Source organism: Vibrio sp. 10N.261.54.E10 (assembly GCF_002877735.2).
Classification (GTDB): domain Bacteria; phylum Pseudomonadota; class Gammaproteobacteria; order Enterobacterales; family Vibrionaceae; genus Vibrio; species Vibrio crassostreae_C.
Genome location: NZ_MCXE02000003.1, coordinates 561,096 through 575,175 on the forward strand (window position 1 = coordinate 561,096; position 14,080 = coordinate 575,175).

Annotated in this window: 12 protein-coding genes; 6 read left to right on the plus strand and 6 right to left on the minus strand. The window is 45.6% G+C overall.

From position 1 onward, the window contains the following. Positions 1-37: 37 nt before the first annotated feature. The gene (gene greB, locus BCU07_RS21500; RefSeq protein ID WP_102428473.1) at positions 38-520 is read right to left on the minus strand and encodes a transcription elongation factor GreB; all 483 of its coding nucleotides are present in this window, start codon (positions 518-520) and stop codon (positions 38-40) included. A 178-nt stretch (positions 521-698) separates the two neighbouring features. Between greB and ompR the strand changes: the two genes are divergently transcribed. Both ompR and envZ read left to right on the plus strand, forming a co-directional pair. After that, entirely contained in the window at positions 699-1,418 is a 720-nt protein-coding gene (gene ompR, locus BCU07_RS21505) for a two-component system response regulator OmpR (protein ID WP_008218409.1), read from the plus strand. Between the two features lie 153 nt (positions 1,419-1,571). Then, positions 1,572-2,867 (plus strand): two-component system sensor histidine kinase EnvZ, encoded by a 1,296-nt coding sequence (gene envZ, locus BCU07_RS21510; RefSeq protein ID WP_102428472.1) that lies wholly within the window; start codon positions 1,572-1,574, stop codon positions 2,865-2,867. Between the two features lie 276 nt (positions 2,868-3,143). Here envZ and recG read toward each other — a convergent pair whose 3' ends face one another. The 4 genes from recG to gmk all read right to left on the minus strand — a co-directional run bounded on the left by recG (position 3,144) and on the right by gmk (position 8,581). After that, on the minus strand, positions 3,144-5,222 hold the full coding sequence (recG, locus tag BCU07_RS21515; protein WP_102428471.1) for an ATP-dependent DNA helicase RecG: 2,079 nt from the start codon (positions 5,220-5,222) through the stop codon (positions 3,144-3,146). Positions 5,223-5,399: 177 nt separating this feature from the next. Continuing rightward, positions 5,400-7,526 carry a bifunctional GTP diphosphokinase/guanosine-3',5'-bis pyrophosphate 3'-pyrophosphohydrolase gene (gene spoT / locus BCU07_RS21520; RefSeq protein ID WP_017062467.1) on the minus strand — a complete coding sequence of 709 codons (2,127 nt, stop codon included), beginning with the start codon at positions 7,524-7,526 and terminating at the stop codon, positions 5,400-5,402. Positions 7,527-7,565: 39 nt separating this feature from the next. Next, complete coding sequence (gene rpoZ / locus BCU07_RS21525) at positions 7,566-7,838, minus strand: DNA-directed RNA polymerase subunit omega (RefSeq protein ID WP_009848003.1); 273 nt, start codon at positions 7,836-7,838, stop codon at positions 7,566-7,568. Between the two features lie 119 nt (positions 7,839-7,957). Further along, positions 7,958-8,581 (minus strand): guanylate kinase, encoded by a 624-nt coding sequence (gene gmk / locus BCU07_RS21530; RefSeq protein WP_017062466.1) that lies wholly within the window; start codon positions 8,579-8,581, stop codon positions 7,958-7,960. 766 nt (positions 8,582-9,347) lie between these two features. Here gmk and BCU07_RS21535 point away from each other — a divergent pair. The 3 genes from BCU07_RS21535 to BCU07_RS21545 all read left to right on the plus strand — a co-directional run bounded on the left by BCU07_RS21535 (position 9,348) and on the right by BCU07_RS21545 (position 11,888). Next, positions 9,348-10,718 (plus strand): NCS2 family permease, encoded by a 1,371-nt coding sequence (locus BCU07_RS21535; RefSeq protein WP_017062465.1) that lies wholly within the window; start codon positions 9,348-9,350, stop codon positions 10,716-10,718. Positions 10,719-10,939: 221 nt separating this feature from the next. Next, entirely contained in the window at positions 10,940-11,365 is a 426-nt protein-coding gene (locus BCU07_RS21540) for a phosphate-starvation-inducible protein PsiE (RefSeq protein ID WP_017062464.1), read from the plus strand. 310 nt (positions 11,366-11,675) lie between these two features. Beyond that, the gene (locus tag BCU07_RS21545; RefSeq protein ID WP_004735656.1) at positions 11,676-11,888 is read left to right on the plus strand and encodes a cold-shock protein; all 213 of its coding nucleotides are present in this window, start codon (positions 11,676-11,678) and stop codon (positions 11,886-11,888) included. A gap of 332 nt (positions 11,889-12,220) precedes the next feature. On the opposite strand, the gene BCU07_RS21550 is transcribed toward BCU07_RS21545, so the two are convergent. Continuing rightward, positions 12,221-13,087, minus strand: a complete 867-nt coding sequence (locus BCU07_RS21550) for a YicC/YloC family endoribonuclease (RefSeq protein ID WP_017059268.1) — start codon at positions 13,085-13,087, stop codon at positions 12,221-12,223. Between the two features lie 248 nt (positions 13,088-13,335). Here BCU07_RS21550 and rph point away from each other — a divergent pair, with 248 nt between their 5' ends. Continuing rightward, positions 13,336-14,052 carry a ribonuclease PH gene (gene rph, locus BCU07_RS21555; protein ID WP_019826449.1) on the plus strand — a complete coding sequence of 239 codons (717 nt, stop codon included), beginning with the start codon at positions 13,336-13,338 and terminating at the stop codon, positions 14,050-14,052. Positions 14,053-14,080 lie beyond the last annotated feature (28 nt).

Consider the following 14,080-nt stretch of genomic DNA (forward strand, 5'->3'; position numbering starts at 1 on the left):
AACACTCAGTTTATCGCTAAGTGTTTATTAAGTTTGGTTATTCGTTGTTTGCGTAGCGAATCGAGTTAATGAACCACTCTTTGTCGCCTTCCGGTGTTTTTACCGTAAACTCGTCATCTACTTCTTTCTTGAGCAGAGCTCTAGCCATTGGTGAGTCGATAGAGATATAGCCTTTAGCATCGCCGTAGATCTCTTCTGGTCCGACAATTCGAAACTTCTTAATTTCCCCATCATCATTCTCAATTTCGACCCAAGCACCGAAAAATACCTTACCTTCTTGTTGTGGCGAGTAATCAACGATCGTGACATCAGGTAGGAACTTTCTTAAAAAACGCACTCGGCGATCGATCTGACGAAGTAGACGCTTATTGAAGGTGTAATCTGCGTTTTCTGAGCGATCTCCAAGGCTTGCCGCCCAAGTGACTATCTTAGTAATTTCAGGGCGTTTCTCGTGCCATAAATGGTCATGTTCTGCTTTGAGCTTGTTATAACCTTCTCGAGTAATAAGTTTGGTTTTCATAAATCTGACTTAATGAAATGATGATCTAAGATAGAATATATAGAAAGGCAACATACGTTAACAATTATTTAGGCGACTTTTTCTCCAATAATGTTACATTTTTAATGTCTTATACCAATATACAATTTACCAAGAATGCTTAACCTTAGGTTTAAGCTTTAATAGGTGGAACCATTACATGCAAGAAAACTACAAAATTTTAGTGGTCGATGACGATGCTCGTTTACGTGCACTGTTAGAGCGCTATCTGTCAGAGCAGGGCTTTCAAGTGCGTAGCGTGGCAAACAGTGAGCAGATGGACCGCCTGTTAACCCGTGAAAATTTTCACTTGATGGTATTGGATTTAATGTTGCCGGGCGAAGATGGTCTATCGATCTGTCGTCGTCTACGAAACGCAAACAACTCGCTACCAATCCTGATGCTTACTGCAAAGGGTGATGAAGTGGATCGCATTGTGGGCTTGGAAGTGGGTGCTGATGATTACCTGCCAAAACCATTTAACCCACGTGAACTGCTTGCTCGTATTAAAGCTGTACTGCGTCGCCAAGTCATTGAAGCACCGGGTGCACCAAGCACAGAAGAGTCTGTGGTTGAATTTGGTGAATTCCGTTTGAACTTAGGTACTCGCGAAATGTTCCGCGGTGAAGAGCCAATGCCGCTTACTTCGGGTGAATTTGCGGTTCTTAAGTCCTTGGTAACGAATGCTCGTGAGCCAATGTCTCGCGATAAGCTGATGAACATGGCTCGTGGCCGTGAGTATTCAGCAATGGAACGTTCTATCGATGTTCAGATTTCACGTCTGCGTCGTCTAGTTGAAGAAGATCCAAGCAAACCTCGCTACATCCAAACGGTGTGGGGCTTGGGTTATGTATTCGTTCCAGATGGCAAAGCTGTGTAATTCAGCTTAATAAGCTCTACAGTAGCTTTATCGATTCTGTGAATCTTACGGGTCATCTCATTAATATGCGATGGCCCGTTTTCTATTCAGCACAATGGTTTAGAGTTATAGTCATATAACACTTTCTTTATCTTTCTACATCTCGGGTACCCCATGCGTATACGTAGCTCCTTTACTCAGTCGATAGTGCTTTTCTTAACGCTATTGGTCGCTAGCCAAATTTTTTCTTATTACGCGGTGTTTAACTATGCGTTGATGCCAAGTTTGCAGCAGTTTAATAAGATTTTGGCTCACGAGCTAAACCTGGTATTGGACCAAGGCAGTGATATCGAGATCGATGCGCCATTGCGTCAGCGTGTGCTTGAACAGCTCGGGGTAACCGTTCACGCGAAAAACAGCGAAGCCGCGGGTGAGTATTACCATGCGGTCGCAATCGACTTGATGAGTGAGGAGATGACCAAGGAGCTGGGTTCTGAAACTGAAGTGCGGCTGATCTTGGGGAAAGAGAGCTATGTGCTTTGGATGGACATTGCGCAGTTACCCAACTCTTTAATTCGTATTCCGTTATCAGAGCTGCAAGAAGAGGATTTTGCACCACTGTTTCGTAACAGTCTGATCATGGCGCTGTTGATTGTCGCAGGTGGTTGGCTGTTTATCCGATTGCAAAACCGTCCGTTGATAGCGCTAGAGAAAGCGGCGCAAGGTGTCGGGCGAGGTGATATTCCACCGCCATTGCCAGTTCAAGGCGCACAAGAGATTCGCTCGGTAACTCGAGCCTTTAACCAGATGTCGAAAGGCATCCAAGAGCTAGAAGAAGACCGCGCCTTGTTGATGGCGGGTATCAGCCATGATTTACGTACTCCGTTAACGCGTATTCGCTTAGCAACCGAGATGATGTCGCCAGAAGACAGCTATTTGGCGGAAGGCATCATCAGTGATACCGAAGAGTGTAACGAGATCATCAGTCAGTTCATGGATTACCTAAAGCCTGTTGACAGAGACTCATTCCAAGCGGTGTTTGTCGATGATATTGCGCGAGAAGTCTCTAGCTCTGAAGGTGGCTATGAGGTCCAGATTGAAACCGATATTCCAGAAACCATGAAACCTGCGTTGGGCAACCCGATCGCAATGAAGCGTGCTGTGAGCAACTTGGTGGTGAATGCGCTGCGTTACGGTAATGGTTGGGTCAAGGTATCAACTGGTATGACGGCGGATAACAAGCTTGCTTGGGTGACGGTAGAAGATAACGGGCCGGGTATTCCACAAGACCAGATCGGAAAGCTGTTTGAACCTTTCACGCGTGGTGACACGGCTCGTGGTAGCGAAGGAACGGGCTTGGGCTTAGCAATTGTGAAACGTATCGTTAGCCAGCATCAAGGTGCTGTTGTGGTCAATAACCGCAGTGAAGGTGGCTTAAAAGCGCAGATCAGTTTCCCGGTTAAGCCCTAGTTATCATCGGTCCGTTTGATGACGATAAGTTCGGTTCGGGGAACGGTTAAGAGATCCCCGACTCGGTCATTCTTCCCTCTCCGAGGATGACGAATTGCTAACCATGGACTTTGATGATGAAAGTTAACTTTGATCGTCATTCCCTATCGTGAGGAACGAGCGAATAGGGAATCTCGCTCTTGCTTGATGAAAGTAACGCACACTAAAAAGGCTTCCTTGAGGAAGCCTTTTTTACGTTTGAATACGGTCTCAGTGTTAACTATGCCTTAGTGTTAACTACGCCTTAGAGTAAACATCGCGTTCACCCAACCAACGGTTGATGATCGCCTTAGCATTGTCTGGGTAGCTATCGTGAATATGACGCGCAATACGCTGCACTTCAGGTATCAAACGTTGGTCACGAATTAGATCGGCGATCTTGAAATCAGCCAAGCCAGTTTGTTTGGTACCGAGCAATTCACCGGGGCCACGGATTTCTAAGTCGCGCTGTGCAATCACAAAGCCATCGTTACTTTCACGTAGCACACCTAGGCGTTTCTGAGCGGTTTTAGACAGCGGAGAGTGATACAACAATACACAATGACTTGCGACCGAACCTCGGCCGACACGGCCACGCAGTTGGTGCAGTTGCGCTAGGCCAAGACGTTCTGGGTTCTCGATGATCATTAAGCTCGAATTCGGAACATCCACACCAACTTCAATCACGGTTGTCGCAACCAATAGATGCAGCTTGTTCTCTTTGAACTCTCGCATCACCGCTTGTTTCTCGGCGGGTTTCATACGGCCATGGACTAAACCAATTTTTACGTCAGACAGTTTGCGTTGTAGCTCTTCTGCTGTATCAGCTGCAGCTTGAGCTTCCAGTACTTCCGATTCATCAATCAGCGTACATACCCAGTAGGCTTGTTTGCCTTCATTGAGACACGCATTTTTCACACGTTCAACAATGTCATCGCGCTTGGTATCAGGAATTGCCACGGTTTGAATTGGGGTTCGTCCCGGTGGCAGTTCATCAATAATCGAAGTTTCGAGGTCGGCATAGGCCGTCATTGCTAACGTTCGTGGGATTGGGGTAGCGGTCATGACCAACTGATGGGGGTAGTAGCCTTGCTTTGCGCCTTTCTCACGTAGCTCTAATCGCTGGTGGACACCAAATCGGTGTTGCTCATCAATGATCACTAAACCAAGGTTTTTGAACTCGACATGCTCTTGGAACAGGGCATGAGTACCGACCACCATTTGCGCTTCGCCACTGGCAATACGTGTTAGTTCAGTTTCACGAGCTTTGCCTTTGAGCTTACCTGCTAGCCATCCAACTTGAATACCCATTGCCTCAAACCAGTTGGCAAAGTTAATCGCGTGTTGTTCTGCGAGTAGTTCAGTGGGTGCCATAAGTGCTACTTGTTGACCGTGTTCCAATGCGCGAACCGCCGCCAGTGCAGCGACTAAGGTTTTACCAGAGCCCACATCACCCTGCACTAAACGCATCATAGGATGCGGCTTTTCCAAGTCAGCTTCGATCTCTTTGGTCACTCGTGCTTGGGCATTGGTTGGTGAAAACGGCAGCTGAGCCAGTAGCTTATCTTTAAGGGTGTTTACTGGAGGAAAAGGCATTGCCTTGTCTTGCTGCCCTTTGCTACGAACAGACAACATAGACAGGTTTTGAGCCAGTAACTCTTCCATAATTAGGCGCAGTTGCGCAGGGTGCTTGCCTTCATCAAACAGCTCTAGGTCAATGCCCGGGGGCGGCCTGTGAATGGTATGCAGTGCTTGTGCGAGGGTAATTTGGTGGTCGTATAAACCTGATGGGAGAAGCTCGTTAACTGCGGCCTTGTCGATTAGCTCTAAGGCTTGATCGGTAAGATTACGCAGCGTGACTTGTCTTAGCCCTTCGGTGGTTGGGTACACCGGAGTCAGATTGGCTTCAACGTCTGGCTGTTGCCTCGGCGCAAAGAATTTGTAGTCAGGGTGGACGATCTCAAGCCCCATATTACCGCGCTTGATCTCACCATAAGCATGCACTTGTTTGCCTTCGGCAAAGTTATTCTTCATGCCTGCAGTGAAGTTGAAAAAACGCAGTGTAATAGTGCCATTACCATCACTGATCTTTACTGCGAGCATCTTACGTTTACCGAAAATGGTATCGACGTGCATTACCTTGCCTTGCACTGCTGCCCATAAACCAGCATGCAGTTTTACGATTGGATAGATACGCGTTCGATCTTCATAGCGCAAAGGGAGGTGAAATAGCAGGTCTTGTACATTGTTAAGCCCAACCTTCTCTAGTTTCTCTGCGACTTTAGCGCCGACTCCAGATAAAGAGTTGAGAGGGATAGCAGATAAAAGCTGTGACATAACAAGGCTCATAAACGTAAGAGAGATGATCTATTCAAGCATTTTACTGGATTTTTGTACAGGCAGGAATGGGAGGGAGCGCGGTAAATACTAGGATTACGGTTATAAAAATCCCCTTAAGCGATAAAGCATTAAGGGGATTTAAATTCTTGGCAAAACTATTATCAAGTTTAAACGTTAGTTCTTACGACGTCTTACTTTCAGCGCGTGTGGCATCACACGTAGCTTTTTCATAATACTTGCAAGATGAACACGATCTTTGGTGGTCAGCAAGATAGTCACTGTGTACAGGCGTCCATCACGTTCTTCAGTTGAAATACCGTGAATGTTCGAGCCTGTTTTCGAGATAACGTTAGTTAACTCAGCCAGTGCACCTTGGTGATTCTGCAGATCAACCTGAAGTTCAGCAGTGAACTCTTGGTCGTAATCGTCAGACCATTCAACCGCCATGTATTTGTCTGGTTCTTTCTGGTAACCACGAACGTTTGGACACGTTTCACGGTGAACCACAAGGCCACGACCTGGCGATACATGGGCAATGATGTGATCATCTGGAATTGGGTGACAACAGTTAGCGAACGTCAGTAGTAGACCTTCAGCACCACGGATAGCCAATTTCTTCCTTGGTGTGTCGCTGTTGTTTTCCACTTCAGTCAGTTCGTCAGCATCACCCAGTAGACGACGAGCAATAACGATACTCATCAGCTCACCAAGACCAATCGATGCCAGTAAGTCTTCAACATTGTCTAGGCGAAGATCAGACAATACGTGGTCGATATTCTCTTGGCCGATATCGCCAATAGAGTGTTCGCCAAGTGCATGATTCAGTAGACGACGGCCTAGCGTGATCGACTCTTCACGACGCATCGTTTTCAGAACCTGACGGATCTTAGTACGTGCACGCGATGTCACCACGTAGTTGAGCCATGCTGCGTTCGGGCGTGCGCCCGGAGCACTGATGATCTCAATGGTTTGGCCATTCTTCAGCGATTTGCTCAGTGGGTAAGGGTTCATGTCTACACGAGCACCTACACACATGTTGCCGACATCGGTATGTACCGCGTAAGCAAAATCGACCGCTGTTGCGCCCGCAGGAAGTTCGACAATGCGACCTTTCGGCGTGAACACAAAGATCTCATCAGGGAACAGATCAGACTTAACGTTTTCAATGAATTCGAATGAGTTACCCGCGCTTTGTTGCAGCTCAAGTAAGCTCTGCATCCAACGTTGTGCTTTAACCTGTGCGGTTGTGCCATTACTGCTGCGTGAGCCGTTGCCTTTGTAAGACCAGTGCGCTGCGACACCTTTGTCTGCCATTTGATCCATATCTTCAGTACGGATCTGAACCTCAACTGGCACCCCGTGAGGGCCGATCATTGACGTGTGCAGAGATTGGTAGCCGTTGGCTTTTGGTACCGCAATGTAATCTTTCATGCGGCCAGGGCGAGGCTTGTACAGGCTGTGAGCCTGACCAAGTACGCGATAACAAGTATCTGGGGTATCAACCACGACGCGGAAAGCGTAGATGTCCATAATGGTGTGGAAGCGCTGCTCTTTAGTTTTCATCTTGTTGTAGATGGAGAACAGGTTTTTTTCACGACCAAGTACGCGAGCAGGCAAACCGACCTCTTCAAGGCGGCCTTCAATTTCGCTATGGATACGTTGGATCATTTCCTTACGGTTACCACGCGCAGCTTTCACTACGTTTTTAAGTACGCGATAACGGTTAGGATAGAGGGCTTCAAAGCCCAGCTCTTCTAGTTCGGTCTTGATGTTATGAATACCAAGACGGTGAGCTAGTGGAGAATAAATCTCTAGGGTTTCACGAGCAATACGACGCTTTTTGTCAGGACGAAGTGCCCCAAGCGTGCGCATGTTGTGAGTACGGTCAGCTAATTTGATCAAGATAACGCGGATGTCTTGCACCATGGCGAGAACCATCTTGCGGAAGTTCTCTGCTTGCGCTTCTTTGCGATCACGAAATTTAAGCTTATCCAGCTTAGATACACCATCAACCAATTCAGCAACGGTATTGCCAAATTTTTCCTCTAGATCTTCTTTAGTGACATCACAGTCTTCGATGACATCATGAAGCAGAGCAGCTTGCAGGGTTTCGATATCCAGACGCATTTCTGCCAGGATTCTTGAAACAGCTACAGGGTGGATAATGTATGGTTCACCGCTTGAGCGGGTTTGCCCTTCATGGGCGTCTCTCGCTACCACATAAGATTGACGCAGAGCCTCAATTTGAGGCTCTGTTAGGTATTCTTGGGCAACGTCTTTGAGGCTATCGAATAGATACAAATTAAAGGCCCGGAAGGTTAATTAGTTCGAATGACGTTCTTAACGAGTGTGAGCGATGCTGCTTACTGCTGCAAGTTCAGCTGCTTCTTGCTCTTGTTGCTCTTGACGCTCACGAGCATCTAGTACGTCTTTAGTGATAAGACCTTCTTCGATTTCGCGAAGAGCGATAACCGTTGGCTTATCGTTTTCTTCAGGCACTAGTGAATCTTTACCGCCAGTTTGCATTTGACGTGCGCGGCGAGCCGCAATAAGAACTAGGTCGAAACGGTTGCCAACTTTTTCAACAGCGTCTTGAACAGTTACGCGTGCCATGAGGACTCCAAATAGTAATTAACTAATAAATTTTTGATGACGAGAAAGTATACAAGTTTAACTAGATACTTTCTAGATCACCGTATACTTATCTCAATAGAAAATCTAGGGGATCTAGATTATTCCGCTAATAAAGCAGTAAGCATGCCGCTGTATTTCGCTGCTTGCTTATCTTCTTTTAAGCGTTCCGCACGAATGATAGCTCTGAAGTCCATTAGGGCTGCATCAAAGTCGTCATTCACGATCACATAATCATATTCTGCATAGTGAGAAATCTCTGATTTTGCTTCGCTCATGCGTTTCGCAATAACTTCGTCGCTGTCTTGACCGCGAACATTCAAACGACGCTCTAGTTCACCATTTGATGGTGGAAGAATGAATACACTCTTCGCTTGAGGCATTTGTTCACGGATCTGACGAGCACCTTGCCAGTCGATATCTAGGAATACATCGATACCGCGGTTTAGGTTTTCTTCAATCCAAACGCGTGAAGTACCGTAGTAGTTGCCGAACACTTCAGCGTACTCTAGGAATTCACCTTTAGTAATAAGGTCTTCAAAATGATGCTTCTCTACGAAGTGGTAGTGAACACCATTTTCTTCACCAGGGCGCATACCGCGAGTGGTGTGTGAAACAGATACCTTCATTGCGTAGGTTGGATTGGTTTCTAGCATTGCTGAGATCAAGCTCGACTTACCTGCGCCACTAGGTGCAGATACGATGTAAAGAGTACCTTTGCCCATCTGTATATTTCCACTGTTGGTTGGATTGAGTGAAGGCAATAAACCTACACTTTAAAAGATAGCACTGACTCTAATTTTTGTTCCGATGGCGCATCTACTAATTGTGCCGTTGGTTACGTCTATAAAGAGATAACGAGTAAAACTAATAGAAGCAACTGGTGAAAATTAGGTCAGAAAAATGGAGGCGAAGAGTAGCATATTTAGATGATTGAGAACAACTGGCTTGATCGTTATTTATTAGCGAATGATCTTCTCAAGGATCTTTGTATAAATGTAATGACTCGTCATCGGTACTTTTTTATGTGATCTGGACAAAATTTGTTGAAGTTTTAATCTCAATCCTTACAATCCGCGCAAACGATTAAATGCTGTATATATCTAGGGTCTGTTGACCTTTCGCGATGGAGTTTTGTTCGAGAAAAAATCGTTTTAGGCGCGGCAAGGAGTTTGTAGCCTAGTATTCTAAGTAAAGACTCCTTAACAAAGCATAAAACGATTTTAGCCGAACCCTTCGGGCAGCGTTTGTTGGTGATTTCTACTGCGTTATCGACTTCTTATGTAGGCTAGCTACACTTCAAAGTCTCTGCCTTGTAGAAATCCCCAACAACTCGCTGCAAAAATCATCTCGAAGGGCCAACAGACCCTACTAGACTAGATGTTTCTACTACCGAGCCTACCTTGGTGACTACAGTTTTTAGTGTAGAGACCTCTCTATTCACACAGCATTTGAATCACCAAATTCTTAATTTATTGCAAAGGTTTTGTTGTGAGTACCGATTCCACCCTGAAAGCCCAGAACACCTCTGGCTCGCTTGATTCGATGTTTAAAATCACTGAAAGAAAAACCACGATTGGCACTGAGCTGTATGCGGGTTTCATTACTTTCTTGGCGATGAGTTACATTCTGGCGGTTAACCCAGCAATTTTGGGTGATATTCCAGGCATGGACAAAGGTGCCGTGTTTACTGCAACGGCTCTGTCTGCGGCAATCGCAACCCTAATTATGGGCATTTGGGGCAACTACCCTGTAATGCTAGCGCCGGGCATGAGTATGAACGGCTTTTTCAAAGGTCTGCTGTTAAGTGGATCTGTTGCCGTGCTTTGGAATGAAGCGCTGTTCGGTATCTTCCTATCTGGTATTTTGTACCTTGCGTTCTCATTGACCAATATTCGTAAATCGATGATTGAATCGATTCCTGAAGATTTGAAGTTGGCGATTACCGTGTCTCTCGGACTGTTCATTGCTTTCTTAGGTCTTAAGAATGCGGGCATTATCGTTTCTAACCCATTCGTACTGGTTGGCTTAGGCGATATTTCCGATCCAAAAGTGATCATCGCTTATGTGAGCATCTTCATCGCATTGGGTTGTATGGTTCGTGACATCAAGCTAGCAACGTTCATCTCGTTTGTTTCAGCTATCGTATTGACGATTCTTGCTGACGTCTTCATGGGCACTTCAAATGCACCAATCCCAGAGCAGTTCATTGCTATGCCACCAAGCATGGCAGGCAGCTTCGGCGCTATCTTTGATTTCTCTGCTTTCACGCCAGAGAAAATGTTCGACCTACTGTTCATCGTACTTATATTCTTGATTGTCGATTTCTTTGATGGCTTGAGCACCATTGTCGGCGTTGGCCGTGATGCGGGCATCATCGATAAAGACGGTAAGGTGCCAAACGCGAAATCGGCTCTAGTAGCAGATGCGGGCGGTACTGTGATTGGCTCTATTCTTGGTACCACATCAATTACCGCATTCTCTGAGTCTGGCATCGCTTCTTCTCAAGGTGCGAAAACGGGCTTGGCAGCAGTCATGGTGGCTGGTCTGTTCCTAATCTCGCTATTCCTATACCCAATCTTCTCTATCTTCTCAGCAGCTATGGTTGCGCCTGCGATGGTAGTAGTTGGCATCTACATGGTAGGTCGTCTTGGTCAGATCAACTGGGAAAAGAAAGAGTCACGCATTGCAGCCTTCTTCACTATCATGTTCACAGTGCTAAGCTTCTCTCCTGCGAACGGTATGGCGATGGGCTTCATCAGCTACGCATTCACAATGGTTGTGGCAGGTAAGCGCAAAGAAGTACACCCGCTTATCTACGGACTGTGTGTGGTGTTCTTAACTTACCTGATTCTGCTTTAAGGCTAATTAGTCACTAAGAAGTCGCTAAGTAAAAGACAAACAGATGGCTCTGCAGTGAATGCGGGGCCATTTTTGTATTTGTTGCTTTTTACCGTTGCTTCTTAATGTTGGTTACCGATGAGTTGATGGCGTTAGCCTAAAGTCGGTGCTTTGACAGTACGCGACTTATATTGATGCATGCTATTGTAGAGACTGGATTAATTATTTTTTGAAGAGTGACTATGCCTTCTCACTTACCTAAATCTTTTAGTAAGCCGTTTTTAAAAGTATTCCACATTATGGAAGCGGTATTGCTGGTGGCGATCACGCTCGCGACCTTGTTTGCGATGGTCGAAGAGTTCATGCATGTCTTCGCTGAACGCCGAGTGCAATTGACCGACATTCTGCTGATGTTTATCTATTTAGAAGTGTTGGCGATGGTTCAGCAGTTTGTGATGAACGGTAAGATCCCAGTGCGATACCCAATCTATATCGCGATGATGGCGATTGCTCGTTACATCACTTTGGGCATGAAAGAACTCGATGCGGTATTGATCGTTTGGTTATCTTTAGCGGCATTTATCTTAGCAGCAGCAACTCTGTTGATTCGAGTCGGTCACCATTACTGGCCATATGTCGATCTCAGAACTAAGCAGCCGGACGAGTAAATTTTTTGAGATCAAAGTCTTACAAATCAAGCCCGGCGACCTAGCTGGGCTTGAATTCAAGCCAACCGAACAAAAAAACATCAATTATTTTCAAATAAAGCTTTACAACCCGACCCAGATCACCAAGAATGGCCTCGCTCTGTTTTCAGAGTTATTAAATGAAACATCAGTTGTAAAGTAAAACCCTTAGTATTGCTTCATTGTTATTCTCAGTGTTTCCCTTGGCTTCATAGATACATTAAATAATTCAAGCTTTCAGCGCATCGCACTTTTGGCGATTAATTTTTTATTTTTATATAAGGGACACATCATGTCTAACAAAACAAACGGCGTAGTAAAATGGTTTAACGAAGAGAAAGGTTTCGGTTTCCTAACTCAAGACAACGGCGGCGCTGACGTATTCGTACACTTCCGTGCAATCGCTTCTGAAGGTTTCAAGACTCTTAAAGAAGGCCAACAAGTGTCTTTCGAAGTAGAGCAAGGCCAAAAAGGTCTTCAAGCTGCAAACGTTGTAGCTCTATAAGATTTTAAGTCGGCGCAGGTTGCAACAGCAACTTGCGTCACTTTCTCTCTCAAATTTGTTTCCCCCCTCAGTTTTACCGCAACACTCTTCTCCATTAGCAATACCCTCTCTAAGTATTCAAAAATCCTGTTTTACGTCCGTTATCTCGTTCTAACTATCGTTGTATCTGTTCTTTGCTCTAACTCAACCTTCTACGTAACAACCAGTCACTTGCTCATCCTGATTACTATTACTGTATCCATAAAAAAAAGCCCCTAAAATTAGGAGCTCATTTTGATCTAATCAACACTGATTAAGCTGATTATTCTTTATCGTGTACAGCTTACAGACTGTTATTCAATGTTTTGGATCTGCTCACGCATCTGTTCGATAAGAACCTTAAGCTCTACGCCTGATGCTGTGATGTCTGTGCTGATAGACTTAGACGCTAGCGTGTTTGACTCACGGTTGAACTCTTGCATCATGAAGTCTAGCTTACGGCCACAAGCGCCACCTTTCTTCAGTACTGCATTTGCTTCTTTCACGTGAGAATCTAGACGGTCTAGCTCTTCTGCTACGTCTGACTTCTGCGCAAGTAGGATAAGCTCTTGCTCAACACGAGAACCTTCAAGTTCGATTTTCGCATCTTCAAATTTGGTAAGAAGACGCTCACGTTGCCACTCTAGGATCTCAGGCATGCGTGCACGAACTTTCACTACTTCTTCAGTGATTGCATCTAAGCGCTGTACGATTAGCGCCTTCATGTTCTCACCTTCACGAGCACGAGCATCAATGAACTCTGCGATAGCATCGTTGAATGCTTCAAGTAGGTCTTTGTTGATGGCATCCATGTCTTGCTCTGGCGTTTCCATCACACCAGGCCAATTCATGACTTGGAATGGGTTCAAACGGCTGTCTTCACCTGTCATCGTCATTACTTGGTTCGCAGCATTGATTACTTGCTGAGCCAAACCTTCGTTAATGCTTAGTTCGCCCTTTGCAGCAGGGTTTGCTTCAAAGCGTAGGTTACATTCAACCTTACCGCGTGCAAGACGCTTACGGAAACGCTCACGCAAGATTGGCTCTAAACCACGGAACTGTTCAGGCATACGGAAGTAAGTTTCTAGGTAGCGTTGGTTTACACTACGGATTTCCCATACTGCGCTGCCCCAATCGCCTTTTACTTCTTTGCGTGCGTACGCGGTCATACTATAAATCATCGAATTTTCCTGTCTTTTATCATTCTGAAAATAACGCGCACGCATAGTATCACGATATGGTGTGCTCTCGAAGCCTGTCGCTTTTCACTGTAAATAGCCTTTCGTGATAAATAGCTTTGAACGGTAAATAGATTTGCACGATAAACTGCTATATAATCTTGCCCCAATCAAAACTGTCTCACCCCTTTCTTAGGTGATGCACTCTTTCGATAGTAAATCACTTCAGACTGTTAATAAGGTAGATACCAATGCGTCCAAATGACCGCGCTGTAGATCAAATTCGTCCAATTAAAATTACTCGTAACTACACAGCTTATGCTGAAGGTTCTGTATTAGTTGAGTTCGGCAACACTAAAGTTCTATGTAATGCGACGGTAGAAGAAAACGTACCGCGTTGGTTAAAAGGCCAAGGAAAGGGTTGGGTAACGGCTGAATACGGCATGCTGCCACGTGCAACGCACACTCGTAACCGTCGTGAAGCGGCGAGCGGCAAGCAAGGTGGTCGTACGATGGAAATCCAACGTCTGATCGCTCGTAGCCTACGTGCTGTTGTTGACCTGAAAGTAATGGGTGAAATTATGATCACTGTCGATTGTGATGTTATCCAAGCAGACGGCGGTACTCGTACTGCTTCTATCTCAGGTGCAAGCGTTGCAATGGCTGATGCTATCAACAGCCTACTAGCAAGCGGCAAACTGAAAAAGAACCCAATGAAAGGCCACGTAGCGGCAGTTTCAGTGGGCATCGTTGGTGCACAAGCACTGTGTGACCTTGAGTACGTTGAAGACTCAGCAGCCGATACCGACATGAACGTTGTAATGACGGAAGACGGTAAGATGATTGAGATTCAAGGCACAGCAGAAGGCGAACCGTTCAGCCACGAAGAGCTGATGCAGCTTTTAGCCCTGGCGAATAAGGGCATTGCTGATATTGTTGAAGCGCAGAAGTCGGCGTTAGCAGAATAGTTTTTAGATAGCTCCTTTTTTAAGGGGC

Excerpts from the sequence above, each read along its gene's own strand:
- greB (WP_102428473.1), bottom strand. The coding sequence starts at position 520 with ATGAAAACCAAACTTATTACTCGAGAAGGTTATAACAAGCTCAAAGCA.
- ompR (WP_008218409.1), top strand. The coding sequence starts at position 699 with ATGCAAGAAAACTACAAAATTTTAGTGGTCGATGACGATGCTCGTTTA.
- envZ (WP_102428472.1), top strand. The coding sequence starts at position 1,572 with ATGCGTATACGTAGCTCCTTTACTCAGTCGATAGTGCTTTTCTTAACG.
- recG (WP_102428471.1), bottom strand. The coding sequence starts at position 5,222 with ATGTCACAGCTTTTATCTGCTATCCCTCTCAACTCTTTATCTGGAGTC.
- rpoZ (WP_009848003.1), bottom strand. The coding sequence starts at position 7,838 with ATGGCACGCGTAACTGTTCAAGACGCTGTTGAAAAAGTTGGCAACCGT.
- gmk (WP_017062466.1), bottom strand. The coding sequence starts at position 8,581 with ATGGGCAAAGGTACTCTTTACATCGTATCTGCACCTAGTGGCGCAGGT.
- BCU07_RS21540 (WP_017062464.1), top strand. The coding sequence starts at position 10,940 with ATGCCTTCTCACTTACCTAAATCTTTTAGTAAGCCGTTTTTAAAAGTA.
- BCU07_RS21545 (WP_004735656.1), top strand. The coding sequence starts at position 11,676 with ATGTCTAACAAAACAAACGGCGTAGTAAAATGGTTTAACGAAGAGAAA.
- BCU07_RS21550 (WP_017059268.1), bottom strand. The coding sequence starts at position 13,087 with ATGATTTATAGTATGACCGCGTACGCACGCAAAGAAGTAAAAGGCGAT.
- rph (WP_019826449.1), top strand. The coding sequence starts at position 13,336 with ATGCGTCCAAATGACCGCGCTGTAGATCAAATTCGTCCAATTAAAATT.